The sequence below is a fragment of the Paraburkholderia sp. PGU19 genome, assembly GCF_013426915.1.
Classification (GTDB): domain Bacteria; phylum Pseudomonadota; class Gammaproteobacteria; order Burkholderiales; family Burkholderiaceae; genus Paraburkholderia.
Window position 1 is genome coordinate 1,962,452 of record NZ_AP023181.1, and the last position, 17,862, is coordinate 1,980,313.

At 64.3% G+C, this 17,862-nt stretch carries 10 protein-coding genes and 1 pseudogene; 9 read left to right on the forward strand and 2 right to left on the reverse strand.

Going from position 1 to position 17,862, the window contains the following annotated elements; all coding sequences use genetic code 11:
• Window positions 1–2: 2 nt before the first annotated feature.
• The 5 genes from H1204_RS38535 to H1204_RS38555 are packed head-to-tail and all read left to right on the forward strand — an operon-like array spanning window position 3 to window position 12,028.
• Complete coding sequence (locus tag H1204_RS38535) at window positions 3–8,174, forward strand: Ig-like domain-containing protein (protein WP_180733911.1); 8,172 nt, start codon at window positions 3–5, stop codon at window positions 8,172–8,174.
• Window positions 8,171–8,650, forward strand: a complete 480-nt coding sequence (locus H1204_RS38540) for a hypothetical protein (protein WP_180733912.1) — start codon at window positions 8,171–8,173, stop codon at window positions 8,648–8,650. Before H1204_RS38535 ends, H1204_RS38540 begins: the two co-directional genes overlap by 4 nt.
• 34 nt (window positions 8,651–8,684) lie before the next feature.
• Complete coding sequence (locus H1204_RS38545; RefSeq protein ID WP_180733913.1) at window positions 8,685–9,494, forward strand: outer membrane lipoprotein-sorting protein; 810 nt, start codon at window positions 8,685–8,687, stop codon at window positions 9,492–9,494.
• Window positions 9,495–9,518: 24 nt separating this feature from the next.
• Window positions 9,519–10,352 (forward strand): hypothetical protein, encoded by an 834-nt coding sequence (locus H1204_RS38550; protein WP_180733914.1) that lies wholly within the window; start codon window positions 9,519–9,521, stop codon window positions 10,350–10,352.
• A gap of 5 nt (window positions 10,353–10,357) precedes the next feature.
• Window positions 10,358–12,028, forward strand: coding sequence for a cytochrome c (locus H1204_RS38555; RefSeq protein WP_180733915.1), 1,671 nt, complete (start codon window positions 10,358–10,360; stop codon window positions 12,026–12,028).
• Window positions 12,029–12,066: 38 nt separating this feature from the next.
• Here H1204_RS38555 and H1204_RS38560 read toward each other — a convergent pair whose 3' ends face one another.
• Window positions 12,067–12,705 carry a lytic transglycosylase domain-containing protein gene (locus H1204_RS38560; RefSeq protein WP_180733916.1) on the reverse strand — a complete coding sequence of 213 codons (639 nt, stop codon included), beginning with the start codon at window positions 12,703–12,705 and terminating at the stop codon, window positions 12,067–12,069.
• Between the two features lie 557 nt (window positions 12,706–13,262).
• Here H1204_RS38560 and H1204_RS38565 point away from each other — a divergent pair.
• Window positions 13,263–14,054, forward strand: coding sequence for a response regulator transcription factor (locus H1204_RS38565; protein ID WP_180733917.1), 792 nt, complete (start codon window positions 13,263–13,265; stop codon window positions 14,052–14,054).
• 42 nt (window positions 14,055–14,096) lie between these two features.
• On the opposite strand, the gene H1204_RS38570 is transcribed toward H1204_RS38565, so the two are convergent.
• Window positions 14,097–15,230: a histidine kinase gene (locus H1204_RS38570; protein ID WP_180733918.1), complete on the reverse strand. Its 1,134-nt coding sequence runs from the start codon at window positions 15,228–15,230 to the stop codon at window positions 14,097–14,099.
• Window positions 15,231–15,990: 760 nt separating this feature from the next.
• Between H1204_RS38570 and H1204_RS53035 the strand changes: the two are divergent.
• The 3 genes and pseudogenes from H1204_RS53035 to gspG all read left to right on the forward strand — a co-directional run.
• Window positions 15,991–16,524 (forward strand): annotated as a pseudogene (locus H1204_RS53035) (SCO family protein); the annotation flags it as partial.
• 23 nt (window positions 16,525–16,547) lie between these two features.
• Window positions 16,548–17,240, forward strand: coding sequence for a response regulator transcription factor (locus H1204_RS38580; RefSeq protein ID WP_180733920.1), 693 nt, complete (start codon window positions 16,548–16,550; stop codon window positions 17,238–17,240).
• A 154-nt stretch (window positions 17,241–17,394) separates the two neighbouring features.
• Window positions 17,395–17,844, forward strand: a complete 450-nt coding sequence (gene gspG, locus H1204_RS38585; protein ID WP_180735187.1) for a type II secretion system major pseudopilin GspG — start codon at window positions 17,395–17,397, stop codon at window positions 17,842–17,844.
• Window positions 17,845–17,862: the final 18 nt, after the last annotated feature.

The window sequence follows — 17,862 nt, forward strand, 5'->3', positions numbered from 1 at the left end:
CGATGAGATCCTGCGATTTCAAAAGGACGCTTGCCGGCCTCGTGAAGGCGGGTGTCGCGGCGTCGGTGCTGATGACGGCGAGCGCGATGGTTTGCGCGCAGAGCGTGACGCTGACGGCCAAGGCCCAGACGATTGCACTTCCCGATGGACAGGTCGTGCCGATGTGGGGCTACAACTGCTCGGCGGCGGCCGTCGCGCCCGCCACCTGCGCGGCGTCCAATTCCGGCGCGGGCGCGAACTGGTCGCCCGTCGTGATCACGACGCCGCCCGGCTCGCTGACGATCACTCTCACGAACAGCCTGCCGGCGCAGTTGCCGACGTCCCTCGTGATCGTCGGGCAGCTCGGTGGCGGACTCGGCAACACGGCGACCACGTCGCCAAGTCCCGTTCACGCGACCCAGACGGCAACGACCTGGCCGATCGCCGGCACGGGCAGCGGCGCGAGCTTCACGCCGCCGACCCAAGGCCCGCGCGTGCAGTCGTTCTCTAGCGAAGTGAAAGCGGGCAGTTCGAGCAAGCTGACCTGGAACAATCTGCGCCCCGGCACCTATCTGATCGAATCGGGCACGCACCCGTCGATCCAGGGGCCGATGGGTCTGTACGGCGTGCTCGTCGTCACGACGCCTCCCACGGCCGGTTCGACGCAAGGGCAGGCTTATCCGGGCATCCGATACGATGCGGATCTGCCGCTGGTGCTCAGCGAAATCGACCCTGTGCAGAACCAGGCCGTCACTACGGCCGTTGCCACACCGGGCTTCAGCGAAGCGCGCGTGTGGTCGGGTCTCTCGGGCGGTTGCGGCGATCCCGCATCGGCGACCTACGGAACCTGCTATCCACCCGCGGTGAACTACGACCCGCGCTATTACCTGATCAACGGTGTCGCGTTCGACCGGTCGAATGCCAATGGCTCCGCGTTCCCCGTTACGGCCCCCGCTGCGACGGCCAATTCGACGGGCCAGATTCTGCTGCGCTTCGTGAACGCCGGTTTGCGCATGCATGTGCCATCCGTTGTCGGCGCGCAAACGGGCCTGCCGCCCGTGTCCGGCTTCTCGCTGATTGCTGAAGACGGCAACGTGCTGCCCGGCAATCCGCGCGTGCAGAGCGCCGTATTTCTGGCCGCCGGCAAAACCTACGACGTGCTGATGAACTCGGTCGCTGCGGGCGCGCTCGCGTTGCCCGTGTTCGACCGTCAGTTGAGCCTGTCGACCAACAACCAGCGCGACGGCGGCATGCAGGGCTACATCAGCGTGAACGGCGGCGCGTTGCCGACCTCCGCGGCGGGCAATACGAACGCGAAGGCTAACCCGGATTCGTATTTCCTCGTCGCGGGTAATACGCTGACGGTCTCGGACCCTGGCAAGGGGCTGATCGCCAACGACGTGGGTGTCTACGGTGTGCAGGTCAAGACACAGCCGACAGGCGGCACGCTCACGCTGAACCCCAACGGCGCCTTCACGTATGTACCGAATGCGGGCACCACGTCGGACAGCTTCACCTATCAGGCGAACGGTAACGCCGCGCTGACCGCGACGGTCACGCTTGCCGCATGCTCGGCGGGCTCGAACTGCCTGTCGGGGGCACCCGTCGCGTCGGATGACGCGTTCAGCAGCAACATCGCGTCGCAGTTGCACATCGGCGCGCCGGGCGTGCTCGGCAACGACCGCGATCCGGCGGGGCTGCCGCTGACGGCTTCGATCGTCGGCAGTGCGTCGGGCGGCACGGTGACGCTCAATGCGGACGGCTCGTTCAACGCTGTGCCGAGCGCGGCACCCGTCGGCAACGCGACGTCGACGGTCACGTTCAAGTACAAGGCCGTCAACTCGCAGAACACGGCTAGCGGGGCCGCGACAGTCACGGTGACCTTCAAGGGCGGCAGCGGTCTCGCCGTCGCGGTGAAGGATGCGAAGACGGGGACGGCAATCAACGACTACCGCTGGATCATCGAAGAAGACCGTACCTTCCAGATCGATCCCGCTTGCCAGGTGAACTCGTCGACGCGGCCCGCGACGTGTCCGCCGCTGCCCGTGCCAAGCCTCGGCACGAGCTTCCACACGAGCTACATGCCCGTCGTCGCGGCGGGATGCGTCGGCACGGTATCGTGCGAATCCGGGCAGACTGTGTTCGATCCGGGCACGAATACGCACGTCCCCGCCGTGTGCGACGTCGGCAACGGCGTGTGCCGCACGGATTCGGCCCAGCAGACTGCTGTCGATCCATCGCAGGTCGCACTCGATCCGACGAAGCACTACTACCTGTCGATTCTTCCCGGCGACGCCGGCAACACCTTCACGAATGGCGCGGGCGCGCCGCAGCCGGTCGATCCGAACAACCCCAACGGTGCGCAACGGCAGTTCGACATTGCGAAGGATTGTCCGTCGGGTCCGGGCGGCGCGGACTTCGCGCCCGGCACGGGCACCTGCGGCCACGCAATGGGCGGCGCGCCGGTCGCGCCCACGCAACATGCCGTCAACGTGCTGCTTCAGCAGACTCCGTTGCAGACGGCGAAAATCTCGGTGTTCGTGTTCGAAGACGATGCGCCCGTCAACGGCGAAGTCGATGTGAGCGGCGGCACGGATGCGTTCGGCACGGCGCGCGAGCCGGGCCTCGGCGGCTTCGAAATCAAGCTGTTCGACGACGCGGGCGGCACGGGCGACGCGACCGGCCAGATGACGTACGACATGTTCAACATGCCGCTGTCGAATTCGCTGCAAGGCACGATCGATCCGAGCACCGGCCTCGACGCATGCCCGATCACGAAGGCCGCGAACGACGGCCTGGTCGGCATGATTCCGACCTGTCCGAAGTTCGAATCGGATGGCAAGACAATGTCGCCGCTGGTGGGCCAGGCAATCATTGCGAACCTGATGCCGGGCCGCTACGGTGTCGTTGCGACGCCGGCTGCGGACCGCATCGCGAAGGGCGAAGAATGGCTGCAGACCAATACGCTGGACGGCCAGAAAGCGCACGATGCGTTCATCAAGGTGGGTGGCCCCGCCTACTTCCAGGAGTTCGGACCGGCCGGCTTCCACGTGACGATCGGCTTCGCGAATCCGAAGATCATCAACGCGCGGCTGCCGGGTGTGTGCAAGGGCGTGCCGTGCAACAACGGCGTCACGGGCAAGATCACGAACCTGCACTACAGCCGTCCGCCTAACGAGAACCTCTACAGCAGCGGCTCGCGCGATTCGCTGAGCTTCACGCAATGCTATGTGAGCGTCGGCGATCCCGACCTCGAAGATATCGCATTCACGAAGTGCAACGCGGACGGCACGTTCAGCATCACCGGCCTGCCGGATGGTCTGTTCCGCATCACGGTGTTCGACCAGTGGAACGACCAGATCGTCGACGGTCTCGCGACGGCGGTGCAGCTCAAAGGCGGACAGACGCAGAACGTCGGCGACCTGGCCGTGCTGCAATGGCATACGAATCTCTACACGCGCAGCTTCATCGATACGAACGGCGATGGCGTGTCGCAGGACAGCGAGCCGGGTCTCGCGCTCGTGCCGACCAATATCCGCTTCCGCGACGGCAGCTATTCGAACTTCAACAACACGGACCTGAACGGTTACGCGTCGTTCAACGAGGTGTTCCCGCTCTTCAACTGGTACATCGCGGAGGCCGACACGACGCGCTACAAGCAGACGGGCGTGCATGTCGTCTACGACGCGGGCGGCCCGCCTGACGGCACGCCTGGCGGCGGTGGCTCGTCGATCGCGGCGAACTACGCGAACACGCTGGAATCGTCGACGGCGCATCTGCCGAACGCGTTGCGCGTGCCGGGCGCGATCTACTGCAACGACGCGGACTGCAATGACCGCACGGGCACCAATCCGTCGACGGGCCGCATCGACCCGCCGTGGGTCACGACGATGGGCTGGCAAGGCTTCTCAGGCCAGAACTCGTTCATCGAATTCGGCAAGGCGCCGTATGGGGCGAACGAGAACGGCGGCATTCATGGCGAAGTGATCTATGCATCGACACGCCCGTTCGACGATCCGGCTCTGCTGATCCATACGAGCTGGACGCCTGACGTGCCGAACGTGACGGTCAACCTGTACGCCGAAGGCACGGCTGCCGACGGCACGCAGAGCCTCACGCTCGTCGATACGACGAAGACCAGCAGCTGGGACGACTGGGCGCAGGGTTTCCGTTCGGATGGCGTGCCGAACATGAACTGCCCGGGCCAGGAAACCACTGATCCGTTCTTCTATACGCTGAAGGACAGCTCGCAATGGCTCGACCCGCAAAAGCGGACGCTGCCCATGCACTCGCAGTTCAAGTGCTATGACGGCATGCACGCGTTCAACCAGTTGCAGCCCGCGCCATACGACGGGATGTACCAGTTCCCGAGCGTGACGGACCGCGATCCGCAGAAGGGCACGCCGAAGGGTTCGAACTGCACGATCTGCAGCAAGCTCGCCGACGGCTCGTACATGCTGCCTGCGGGCAAGTATGTGGTCGAAGTCATCGTGCCGCCGGGCTATGAACTCGTGAAGGAAGAAGACAAGAACATCCTGATCGGCGACAACTACATCGCGCCTGTCACGCAGCAGTTCGGCGGACTGGGCAACATCTTCATCCTGCCCGACCAGGCAGCCGTGAACGCGACGTACAACCGCAACAACGCGCAGAACCCCACCACGGAGCTCGGCTCGTCGCCGCGTCACGAAGGCGACACGGGCAGCGTCGAGACGTTCTGGCCGTGCGTCGGCGCGCTGCGTGTGGTGCCGGACTACATCAGCCTGTTCCCGGGCTCGCAGGAAGTCGCGCCGTTCGCGGGCGCCTCGCGGCACCTGTGCGACCGCAAGGAAGTCGTGCTGACCAACCAGATGTCGGTGCTCGCGAAGTTCTGGGTGTTTAGCTCGACGCACGTGGCCGCGCACTTCACCGGCTTCATGCTCGATGACTTTTCTTCGGAGTTCGATCCGTACTCGCCGCAGTTCGGCGAAAAGTTCGCGGTCCCGAACGTGCCAGTTTCGATGAAGGATTTCGCCGGCAACGAAGTGAGCCGCATCTATTCGGACCAGTGGGGCATCTTCAACGGGTTGAATTACTCGACGTGGGAAGTGAACCCGCCGAACCCGACGGGCTACGCGCCGACGATGATGGTCGCCTGCATGAACGATCCCGACATGCCCGACCCGGCGCATCCGGGGCAGACGATCCGCGACCCGCTGTTCAACCCCGCGTACAGCCAGTTCTGCTACGAGATTCCGTTCATGCCCGGGCAGACGCAGTACATGGATACGCCTGTCGTGCCCGTGTCCGCGTTCGCAGACGGCTACAACCCACCCGATTGCGCGTATCCGGACGCGACGCCCGCGATCTCGTCGGTGACGGGCGACACGAGCAACGGCGGCGCGGGTCCGTGGGTGAGCCAGGCCGGCCATACGCTGACCATCAAGGCGCTCGGCGACCAGCAGGTGCCGAATCATGCCTACGGCGGCCCCGCTGCGACCACGTCGCCGTATAACCAGAAGTTCGTCACGCGGCACTATGGCTTCGGCGCTTCGCAGGGCACCGGGACGGTGACGGTCGGTGGTGTGAATGCGCACGTGAACGCGTGGTCGGATACGCAGATCAACATCACGGTGCCGACGCTGTCCGCGAACCAGTCGAGCTGCACGATCCAGCAGCGCGGCGTCAATACGCAGACGCGCTGCGGCGAACTGGTCATCACGTCGGGCAACGGCAAGAAATCGATCGATACCGTGACGGTCACGATCGGCGGCAAGGCACCTGCCTATGTCGGCGGCGAGAATGGGACGAACAACGCGATCCAGACGGCCATCGACAAGGCGACCCCTGGCGACCTCATCATCGTCGGGCCGGGCAACTACAGCGAAATGCTGCTGATGTGGAAGCCCGTTCGTCTGCAAGGCGTGGGCGCGCCCGCCGTGGTGGTGAATGCGAATACGCATCCGTCGGGCAAGCTCGACCCGTGGCGCAGACAGGTCGACTGTCTGTTCGGCGTGGCGCTCAACGGCGGCGTGATCTCGTCAGGCAATGCGTACGATCCGTCCGGCGCGTATGCGTGCCCGGCCGCGATGCAGCGCCAGGTGGACGCGATTCCGCTCGAACCCACCGTCGGCTGGGACAACACGTTGAACGGAAATCTCGGCGAACTGCTGATGGAGCCGACCTTGATGGGCGCGTATGAAGGCGCGGCTATCACCGTGCTTGCCAAGGGCGTGCGCGACGTGCGCGTGGGCGGCAAGCTGCAGGCTGATCCGAACTGCACGGCCAACGGTATCTGTACGCCGCTGACGGCCAGCAACGCGGACTGCAACACGTATTCGAGCAACTTCCTGTGCAACCCGTCGCGTGTCGACGGCATCACCTTCACGAACAGCTCGCAGGGCGGCGGCGGCATCTTCCTGCACGGCTGGAACCACTACACGGAGGTGTCGAACAACCGCGTGTTCAGCAATGCAGGCACGCTGACAGGCGGGATCACGATCGGCCAGGTGGAGGTGCCCGACGGCACGATCGCCAACGATGGCTTCACGGAAGAGCCGTTCGCGTACAACACGCATGTCAACGTGCACCACAACTCGGTGACGTCGAATGCTGCGTACGGCGACGAGATCAACTCGACGACGCCTTCTTCGGCAGCGGGCGTGACGTTCTGCTCGGGCGCGGACAACTATCACTTCAACTACAACTGGGTCTGCGGCAATATGAGCAGCGGCGACGGCGGCGGTGTCGCGCACTTCGGCTTCAGCTACAACGGCGACCTGTCGCACAACTGGATTCTGTTCAACCAGAGCAACAACCCGACGCTGCCAACCTACGGCGGCGGCCTGATCGCCCAGGGCGTGCCGCCCGACGGCACGTTCTGCGAGAACTCGGCGGTGGATATCGACTGCGCGCCGCAGCTATCGGACGGCGTCGGGCCGGGTCTCGTGATCGACGGCAACCTGATCGTCGGCAATACGGCCGAAAGCGGCAAGGGCGGCGGCCTGCGTCTGCAGAACATCAATGGCACGGACGTTCAGCGCAGCCCGCGCAACCGCAACCGCTGGTACGAGGTGAGCGTGATCAACAACATCATCGCGAACAACGTGGCGGGCTGGTCGGGCGGCGGCGTGTCGGTGCAGGATGCCGTGCGCGTGAACTTCATCAACAACACGGTGGTCTCGAACGACTCCACGGCATCGGCGGGCGTGCTGTTCAACACGGCGCTCGCTGCGCAGGCCAACGTCGGTCCGCCGAACTGCACGACGGTCGGCTCGGAAACGACGTGCAGCCCGATCACGACGTCGACGATGCAGCCTTCCGGCCTCGAAACCGCGAAGCATACGCAGAACTTCCTGACGGCGTTCACGGCGGGCGGCGCGGGCTGTCCTGCAGGAGAGGACTGTAGCCACTACTCGTTCCCCGTGTTGAGGAACGACGTGTTCTGGCAGAACCGCACGTTCTTTATCACGGTGGGCGGGCTGAACCAGAACATCCCCGGCTTGCAGAACATCGTCGCGCTGAACCCGACGTTGAACCAGGCGGGTCATCAGACGGGCTACTGCGATCCGAAGGCTGTGTACTGGGATCTTGGCGCCTATGGCGATATGAAGCCTTCGGATCACTCGTCGGGCATGAGGCTCGCGCCGCAGTATTCGATCATCACGGATGCAGGTGACTACCCGAACGCGCACAACAGCTCGGCGAATCCTAACGTGGTGAGCCAGTACTGCAATGGCGCGCGGGTGCCGCCCGAAGGCGGCGGCAACGGCTTCGCGGTGCCGCCCGGCATTGCGGATACCGTGCTGCCCAATCCGCTGTTCGGTCTGATGCCGTCGGCGACGCCGGATGAAGGCAATCAGTGGATCAACATGTCGTACGGGCCGCTGTCGCTGTTCAACATGACGGTGAGTTCAGGCAGCACGAACTATGGCGTGCCGCTCGGCAACTACTCGATCAAGACGGGTTCGCCTGCCGTCAATGCGGGCACGAATGCGGGTGCGCCAAATCACGACTTCTTCGGCACGCAGCGTCCGCAGAGCGGCAGCTACGACATCGGCGCGGTGGAGTTGCCACGCACAGGACTGTTCGCAGGCGGCAACCTGCCGTTCGCGCCGGGCGCGCTGCTCGATCTGCTCAATCAGGTGCTGGGCAGTGGGGCAACGGGCACGGCAGGTCCGCAGGCCAATGCGCCTTCGACGGGAGCGGTGCAATGAGACGCGTAGTCATGGAGGCGACGTGGGTCTGCTGTGCCGCATTGCTGGCGATGCCGGCAGCGGCGCAGCAGGTGGCGATGCATGGCAGCGCGCCGCATGCGTCGCACTATGAGCCGATGAAGCTGCCCGCGCACGCGCGCACCTTTTATCAGTCGGTGCGGGGCATCGACAACCTGAGCGTGCGCCGCACTGCGTCGGGCAATCTGCTGCGCTTCAGTTACCGCGTGACGGACCCGGCGCTCGCGAAGCTGCTCGGCGACAAAAGCACGACGCCTTATCTGTACGGCGAGGCCAATCATGTGCTGCTCGAAGTGCCCGTGATGGACAACATCGGCCAGTTGCGGCAGACGGGCGCGCTCGAGGTCGGCCAGCAATACTGGATGGTGTTTTCCAACAAGGGCAATCTGGTGAAGGCGGGGGACCGCGTCAACGTATTGATCGGCTCGTTCCATATCGATGGGCTGGTCGTTCAATAAGGCGTATGCGCGGCACGACATTGAGGAGATCGACATGAACCGGGGCTTTCGGGTACTTGCTTCAATGACGGGCGTGGTGGCCGCGAGTTTCGCTGCGCACGCCACGCTGGCAGCGGGCGGCGGCGGGATGAGCGCGGCGCAGGTCGTCGAGCGCAACGTGGCCGCGCGCGGCGGCCTGCAGGCATGGCGTGCCGTCAACACGATGACGTTGAGCGGACAGATCGACGTGGGTGGCACGAAGCCCGTCAAGCTCCCGTACGTCATGACGATGAAGCGGCCGCACAAGAGCCGCTTCGAACTGAACTTCGACAACCAGATTGCGTTTCAGGTCTACGACGGCAGCCAGGGGTGGAAGGTGCGTCCGTTCCTGGGCCGCAATGTCGCAGAACCCTATACGCCTGCCGAAGCGAAATCGGCGGCGGAAACGGCCGATCTCGACGGGCCGCTGATCGACTATGCGGCCAAGGGTAGCCAGGTCGCGTTGCAGGGTATGGAGACGATCGACGGACACCGCGCATACAAACTCCTGCTGACCACGAAAGATCACGCGCAACGGCATGTGTGGATCGACGCGTCGAGCTTTCTCGAAGTCAAGGTCGAAGGCGATCCGCGCAAGCTCGATGGCCGCATGCATGTCGTTTCCGTCTACTACCGCGATTACCGGCGCGAGGGCGGATTGATGGTGCCGCATCTGCTCGAGACACAGGTGACGGGCGTGAAGCAGAAGCATCAGATGACGATCCAGCATGTCACGGTGAACCAGCCCGCCGACGACGCCCTCTTTGCGAAGCCGCAATTGCCCGCGCAACCGCAATCCGCGCCTGCCAAAGTCGCCGCGAAATGACGCCACGTCGATGAGGTCACGATCATGAAACGCATCGCGTCATGGCTGCTGGCGGGCTGTGTGTCCGCGCTCGCATGGGCGCAGATGCCCGCCGCCGGCCAGCCGCTTACGGTCGACGAGATCATCGCGAAGAACGAGGCCGCGCGCGGCGGCGTGGACGCGTGGCGCAAGGTCCGCACGATGATCTGGATGGGGCATGTCGAAAGCGCGAACGCGCCGACGCCGAATGCGCCATTCGTGCTGGCGCTGCGGCGGCCCAACAGCACGCGCTTCGAGATCACAGCGATGAACCAGCGGATCGTGCGCGTGTTCGACGGCAAGGAAGGGTGGAAGATCCGGCCGTCTTCGGGCGGCGCGCCCGATGTGCAGCCCTACACACCCGCAGAAGTCCGTTATGCACGCGACGAACAGGTGATCGATGGCCCGCTGCTCGATCACACGGCGAAGGGGATTGCCGTATCGCTCGACGGCATGGATGCCATCGAAGGAAAGGACGCTTACCGGCTTGCCGTCACGTTGCCGTCGGGCGCGCATCGTCATGTATGGGTCGACGCCGTGTCGTTTCTCGACGTCAGGTACGATCGCGACGCGCCGGGTCTGTCGGGCGCGCCTGTGAAGATCGAGGTGACCTATCGCGACTATCGCGAGGTCGACGGCGTGCAGGTGCCGTTCGCGATCGAAAGCGGCGTGGCGGGCGCGGCGAAGAAGGACCGGCTCGTGCTCGAGCGGGTGTCGCTGAATCCGCCGCTCGACGACGCGATGTTCGTCAAGCCTTTGGTGCCGGGGCGGCGCGCATCGGTGGCAGTCGGCGCGGGCGGCATGCCGGCGCCGCGTTCCGCATTTGGTCCGGCGCAGTAACGATCATGCCCGGCCTCGTCGCAACGGCCACTGTGTTTTCACGGCAGCTGCTCTTTGCGAGCGCGTTTGCCGCCGCGTGTGCCGCTGCCTTGCTGGTGTCCACGCAACACGCGCTCGGAGCGCCGCCTGTCGACGCCGGCGAAGCGATCTTTCGCGACGGCATCGCCGGCGACGGCCGCCCCGTCGAAGCAACGCATCAGGGGCAGCTCGCGATGCGAGGCGCAACGGCCGCCTGCATGAATTGCCATCGGCGCAGCGGGCTTGGCGCGAAGGAGGGCAACACGGTCATTCCGCCCATTGCCGCGCAGTATCTGTTTCATCCGCCCACGAACAACCCGGATGAGTTGACGGTGCCGTTCATCGACGGCATGCGCACCAGTCGCGAGCCGTACACGGAAGCGACGCTTGCGCGCGCGATCCGCGAAGGCGTCGATTCCGAAGGCAAGCCGCTTGGCTATCTGATGCCGCAATTCGATCTGAGCGACGCGGACATGCATGCGCTGATCGGCTATCTGAAGACGCTGGACAGGCGCAGGGCGCTCGGCGTCACCGACACCGTGCTGCACTTCGCAACGATCATCACGCCCGACGCCGACCCCGTGAAGCGGCGCGGCATGCTCGACGTGCTCGAACATTACTTTGCCGACAAGAACGCTGCGCCGTTGGGCGCGACGCCCGCGTTGCGCTCGTCGCGCAAGATGATGTTCATGGTCAACCGGCGCTGGGAACTGCATGTATGGGAACTCCACGGCCCGCCGGAGACGTGGCAGGCGCAGTTGCGGCAGTATCTTGCGACGCAGCCGGTGTTCGCGGTGCTGTCGGGACTCGGCGGCAGGAACTGGGCGCCTGTTCACGATTTCTGCGAGCGCGAACAGGTGCCGTGTCTGTTTCCGAACGTCGAGGTGCCCGTCGAAAGCGAACACGACTTCTACTCGATGTATTTCTCGCGTGGCGTGCTGCTCGAAGCGGAACTGATCGCGAAACGAATTCGCGAGTCCGCCAGTTCCGTTTCGGCTCGACCGGTCAAGACAGTGCTGCAGGTTTATCGCGCGGGCGATAGCGGCGAGGCCGCAGCGCAGGCGCTTGCCGCAGATTTGAAGAAGCAGGGCATCGCCGTCGAGAATCACGCAATGCCCGCGAACGCGCGCGTCGCGGCGGCGCTGCGAGGCGCGTCGCATGCGGATGCGCTCGTGCTGTGGCTCAGGCCGCCCGACATCGCCGCGCTCGGCGACGCGCCGGCTGCCTCGGTGGCCGTGTATGTGTCCGGGCTGATGGGCGGGCTCGACCGCGTACCCCTGCCTTCGCACTGGCGCGACAACGCCCGGCTTGCGTATCCCGTCGATCTGCCGCAAGGCCGGCGCGTGCGCGTCGACTATGCGTTCGGCTGGTTCGCGATACGCCATATTCCCGTGGTCGACGAGCGTGTGCAGGCCGATACCTATCTGGCGTGCGGGCTGCTCGCCGAAACGCTGAGCCATATGGTCGATGCGTTCGTGCGCGACTATCTCGTCGAACGTATCGACGACATGCTCGAACATCGCATTCTGACCGGCTACTATCCGCGCCTCACGCTCGCACCGGGTCAGCGATATGCATCGAAGGGCGGATACATCGTGCGCTTCGCAGAGCCGGACAGATTGCGCGTGGTCGCGGACAGCGACTGGATCGTGCCGTAGCGCGAGGCGGTGAATGCGCGTGAATCGAGGTGGCTCACTCAACTGCTCGCAGGCAGCAAGCGCCGGTATTTATCGAGCACGCGCGGCACATAGGAACGCGTTTCGGGAAACGACGGAATCCTGTAGCCCGCTCGTATCACCGCATTCTCGCCGGCGTTGTATGCGGCGAGCGCCAGTTCCATGTCGTCCTTGAAGAGATCGAGCAAAAAGCGCAGATAGCGGGCGCCCGCCAGCACGTTGTCGCGCGGGTTGAACATGTCGCCATCGGAGAAGCGGCGCGCCGTGTCCGGCATCAACTGCATGAGGCCCAGCGCCCCTTTATCGGAGACGGCATTCGGGTTGTAGCGCGATTCGACGTCGATCACCGCGCGCAAGAGTTCGGGCTGTAGATGGAAGGTTTCGCTGGCTTCGGCGATCACGGGTTCGAATTGCGAGGCATCGGCATGCGTCGATTGCACGGGCTGTTTCGCCCGGGCTGGTGACGGCGGCGACGCGACGATCACCGACATGCCCGTCTTGCCTGGCATATCCGTCAGCACAATTGCGCCCGTGCTGTCGACCTTGCCGAAAATATCGGCGTGTGCGGACTGCGCCAGAACCAGACCGAGCACGACGGCCGACAGAACGGATGGCGCGGATGCTGTGGGTGCCGGTCGTGTCGCTGCGTGCACGCGCATGATGGATCTCCGCTCGTGCTCCGATTGTGGTGCGCGGTCCAGAGGGCGGCAATGGGGCGATGTCCCCTTTTTCCGAGGTGAATGCGGAGGGCTTTCACCCACTGTACAGAAACGTTACAGGTGAGGCGGATATGGCAAGGGCGAATTCGTCGGGTGTTTGGGCGCGCAGGCACGCGCGAAGCAGGAAATCCAGATCAGAGCGCGCCGTGTGGGTGAAGACTACCGGATAACTCGGGTCTCTCTGCGGAAAGGGACTTTTTTCGAAGTATTACCGAAGCGTGAAATGGAAAGAAACTGATCAGGAATGAAACATTTTTGCGCGCAAAAATTACCGATCTTTGACGGTTTTCAAATAGTCAGGCACGCATACAGGTTTTGCAAGGTTGGCAAGCTCCTTGCTCTTCCTGAGCCGGGCGCAGGCGTGGCAGGGTTTTGCCGCCAAGCGTTAGCATAACGAAATATATTCGTAATGTGCAAGAAAGTAACAATCGAAAGAAGAAGAATTTTGTGCTCGCCATGTTATGGCATACGCACTTACACGACACGAGGAGCCGGCCGTGAACATCAAACATCGCGTGATCATCGCAGAGGACCACGACCTGCTGCGCAACGGGTTGCGTTCGATGCTATCGGCGCAAAGCGAATACGAAGTAGTGGGCGAAGCGCGTGACGGGAAGGAAGCGTGTCAGCTCGCCATGTCGCTGGCACCCGACCTGATCCTGATGGATCTGTCGATGCGCGGCATGAACGGCATCGACGCGACGGCGGCGATCAAGCGTCGCTCGCCGCTCGTGCGCATCATCGCGTTGACCGTGCATCAGAGTGAGGAATATGTGCGCGAGGCGTTGCGCGCGGGTGTCGACGGTTACGTGCTGAAGGATGTGTCGTTCGACGAACTGCTCTTCGCGATGCGCACGGTCATGCAGGGCAAGAAGCATCTGAGCGCGGACGTCTATGGCTTCATGGTCGATTCGTTCGTGACGGGGCGCGAGATTGCCGCGCCGAAGAAAGCATGGGACCTGTTGACGGCCCGCGAACGCAGCGTGTTGAAGCTGATTGCGGAAGGGCGGACCAACCGGCAGGTGGGCCAGTATCTGAACCTGAGTCCGAAGACGATCGAGAAGTATCGCGCGAGCGTGATGCACAAACTTGCAATCGAGAATGTGACGGAGCTCGTTCTTGCGGCGATCAGCATGGGCTTGCTGACGTCACTCGCGTCGAAATGCGCGGAGCCGGAAACGGACGACGGGCTGTATCGTTTGCCCGTTGCCGCCCCGCAGGCGGACGGCCCGGCGGGCGACGCGGAGAACGACGCGCTGCCGCGCATGAGCGGCACGACGGCGGGCTAGCCGGCATATGCGTGCACGCCGCGCGGCACGACATGCGAGGTGCTACAGCGGCCAGCATGCCGAAACTTCGGTGCCGTCTTCCCGGATTGCGCTCACGGCGAACATGCCGCCTTGCGCTTCGACGCGATGCTGCATGCCCGTCAGACCCAGGCCGTTCGAGCGGGCGTCGTCCGTGCGAAGCGGGCGTGCCTCGTAGCCCGTTCCATTGTCGCGTATGGTCAGCAGCAGATGCGATGCCTTGCTCTGTAACTCGACGCGAATCTCTGAAGCGGCAGCATGCTTGACGATGTTATTGAGCGCTTCCTGCACCACGCGAAAGATATCCGCCTTTAGATGATCGGGGATTTCGCCGTCTTCGATGCCGCATGAAAACATCACTCGCAGCGTTTCGATGCTTTGCTCGACGCGCCGGCAGAGCGCGCCCAACGCGGCGGGCAGGCCGAGGCGCTCCAGCGCGAGCGGCCTCAGCTCTCCGCATATCTGCCGCATTTCGCCGATCGTATCGCGTATCTGCAGGACGGTCGAATCGAGCAGTTGCGCAGCGTCGTCGGCCTGGCCGCGCCGCAAACGCATGCGGGCGTCTTCCACCATCAGCTTGATCAACGTCAGCGCCTGACCCATGCCGTCGTGAAGCTCGGCGGCAAGACGCTCGCGTTCGCGCTGCTGGCCCATCATGAGCCACGTTGCTGGTTTGCGCGCGGCATCGGCAGGTGGCTGGGCGCTTTGGGACTTTTCCCCGCCCAGCGACGCGAGTGGCTCGGCGAACAACATCAGCCGGAGCGGCGCGCCGCCCTGGCCCGGTGCAAACGTCTGCTGGTACACATGCAATGGCATTCGATGGCCGGTGCGGCCCGTGAGCGTGACGTCGAATGTGCGGAACACAGGGGCTGCGCTGTCGCGCAACTGCTGGTCCACGGTAGCGTGATCTTCTTCATGCGCAAGGTCCGCGAGACGCTTGCCCGCGAGATCGGCACTTGCATAGCCGAGCAGCGCGGCAGCGCTGCGATTCATGCTGACGATCGCGCCTTCTGCGGTCATCAAGGCGAGCGCGGCGCCGCGCGCGTCGCTGATGTGCGCCGTCTGCTGCGTGTCGCGCATGGCGTTGCCCAGCTTGCGCATCGCGTCGATCAGATCGCGCAGCTTGACGGGCGGTTCAGGCGACGTAGTGGCATGCATGGGCGCTCCCGTCTGGTTGACCCGAAAAACTCTGAAGCCGCTGTGGGATTGTAGGCCGCGCGCCACGCGCGCGGCAACGGGGCACGTGCTGCGTTTCGTACGGGGAACAACCGTACCGTCTGGCGCGGGGTATTACGCAGGTGGAACTCCCCTACTGTGCTTTGGGGAGCTTCATCCAATGACGTCCCACAGACGATTGACGAGACTGGTCGAGCAAGGGCGAATTGCGCGCCGTGCCCTGGTTCGCAGCCCGTTGCTTCATGAAGAGGAGGTCGCGATGAACACCCACAGGCTCGTAATCGGTGCGCTCATTCTGACGGGCGCGGGACTGACGGCGCTACCCGCGTTGAGCGCCGAGGAAGAGCAGGCGCCCGCAGCCGATGCGGCGATGGCGGCGCAACCTCACGACGCGTCGATGAACATGGACGAGGCTAAAGGCGATGACCCGATCGCGGAGACGGCTGCAAAGTCCAAGGCAGCGCAAGACAACGCGCCGACCAGTGCCGCGCTGCAAGGCATGACGGCGAAGCAGCGCGTGATGAAGGAAGCGGCAGCGGCACAGGCAGCAGCAAAAGCCACAGAAGAAAAGGATGCCGCGACGGAACAGACGCCCGCGCACGATGCACACGCGATGCCGGCGGACATGCCGATGGATAACATGCCGATGCCCGCCGCGCATGACACGGCCGCGCCCGCGGACGCCATGCCCCCGCACGACGAGCAGTCGAAAGACAAGCTTCACTCGATGTCCGGCGAGCACGAGATGCACGCGCATCATCACGACATGGCGCCAGGCACGACACGCACCACGGTGGACTACGCGTTGCCGCCCGTTACGCTGGTGCGCGACGACGGCGAGTCCGTTTCGCTCGTCGACGAACTGAACGACGGCCGCCCCGTAGTGTTGACGTTCATCTACACGTCATGCACGACGATCTGCCCGATGGTCAGTCAGACCTTCGAGCAATTGCAGGAGGAACTCGGCAGCGAGCGCGACAACGTGCATATGGTGTCGATCTCGATCGATCCCGAAGAGGACACGCCCGCGCGCCTCAGGGCCTACGCTGAGCGCTTCGGTGCGGGTCCGGAGTGGCAGTACTACACGGGCACGGTGGAAGCGAGCGTCGCCGCGCAGCGCGCGTTCAACGTCTATCGCGGCGACAAGATGAACCACACGGCCGTCGCGTTCTTCCGCGCCGCGCCGGGCAAGCCGTGGCTGCGCCTGGATGGTCTCGCGACTCCCGACGAACTGTTGAGCGCCTATCACGAGATCGTCGCCCGCAACGGTTCGTGAACGCGCCGCGCGGAGGTGACAACGTGGAGAAGATCCACCGGGTGCTGATCGCCGAAGACCAGCCGCTGCTACGCGGGGGGCTGTGCTCGATGGTCCGCGCGTTGCAGCACTACAGCGTCGCGGGCGAGGCGGGCGACGGCGTCGAGGCGTGCAGTCTCGCCGCGACGCTGATGCCCGACCTGATCCTGATGGACCTGTCGATGCCCGGCAGAAGCGGCGTCGAAGCGATCGCGCACATCAAGCGGCAAGCGCCGCAGATCAGGATCATCGCGCTGACCATCCACGCGAGCGATATGCATATGCGCGAGGCGCTGGCGGCAGGTGTCGATGGCTATGTGCTCAAGGACGCGGCGTTCGACGAGCTTGTCGAGGCGATGCGTCTGGTCATGCTCGGCCAGCGCAATGCGACGCTCGACGAATATGGCGCGCGACAGGGCGAGCCGCGCGGCCAGCCCTCGAACGGGCAGCACGCGCAGATGTGGAGCGCGCTGACTTGCCGCGAGCGCGTCGTGCTGCGTCTCGTTGCCGAGGGCTGCACCAATCGCGAAGTGGGCGAGCAGCTGCGCCTGAGTCCCAAAACCATCGAGAAACATCGCGCCAGCCTGATGCGCAAGCTCGGCGTATCGAATGCGGCGGGACTCGTGCACGCGGCGCTCGATCTCGGCGTGCTCGCGCTGCCCGAAGACACGGGAAATGGGTTGAACTACTTCGTTTGAACGGTAAAGAACGGGAGGGTCTTTACCCATCTGTTTGCACGAGTCTCCCTACTTCGCGCGTGTGCGGGCCTGAACAACAATGCACACAGGCGTCTGGCCTGCGCGACACGCGCGGCATTCACAGGGGGACCACACCGTGAGCGACATCCCGTTCATGTCCACATGCGGCAGACCCATCGATACGCATGCACGGCAAGCCGCGCGCGAGACAGGCTTCACGCTGCTCGAACTGCTGGTGGTCATGGTCATCATCGGTTTGCTGGCGGGTCTCGTCGCTCCGCGCTATTTCGAGCAGATCGGCAAGTCGAACACGAAGATCGCGCGCGCGCAGATCGAATCGCTCGGCAAGGCGCTCGATCAATTCCGGCTCGATGTCGGCGCGTATCCGACCACGGAACAGGGCCTGCAGGCGCTGATGACAAAGCCGCAAGACGCGCCGCACTGGAGCGGCCCCTATCTGCAGAAGGCCGTGCCGCCCGATCCGTGGGATCGCCCCTATCAGTATCGCGCGCCCGGCGAACACGCCGACTACGACCTGTATTCGTACGGCAAGGACGGCCAGCCGGGCGGCTCGGGCGAGAACGCGGACGTGACGTCCTGGTGAACGGTGCGAGGAGAAGCG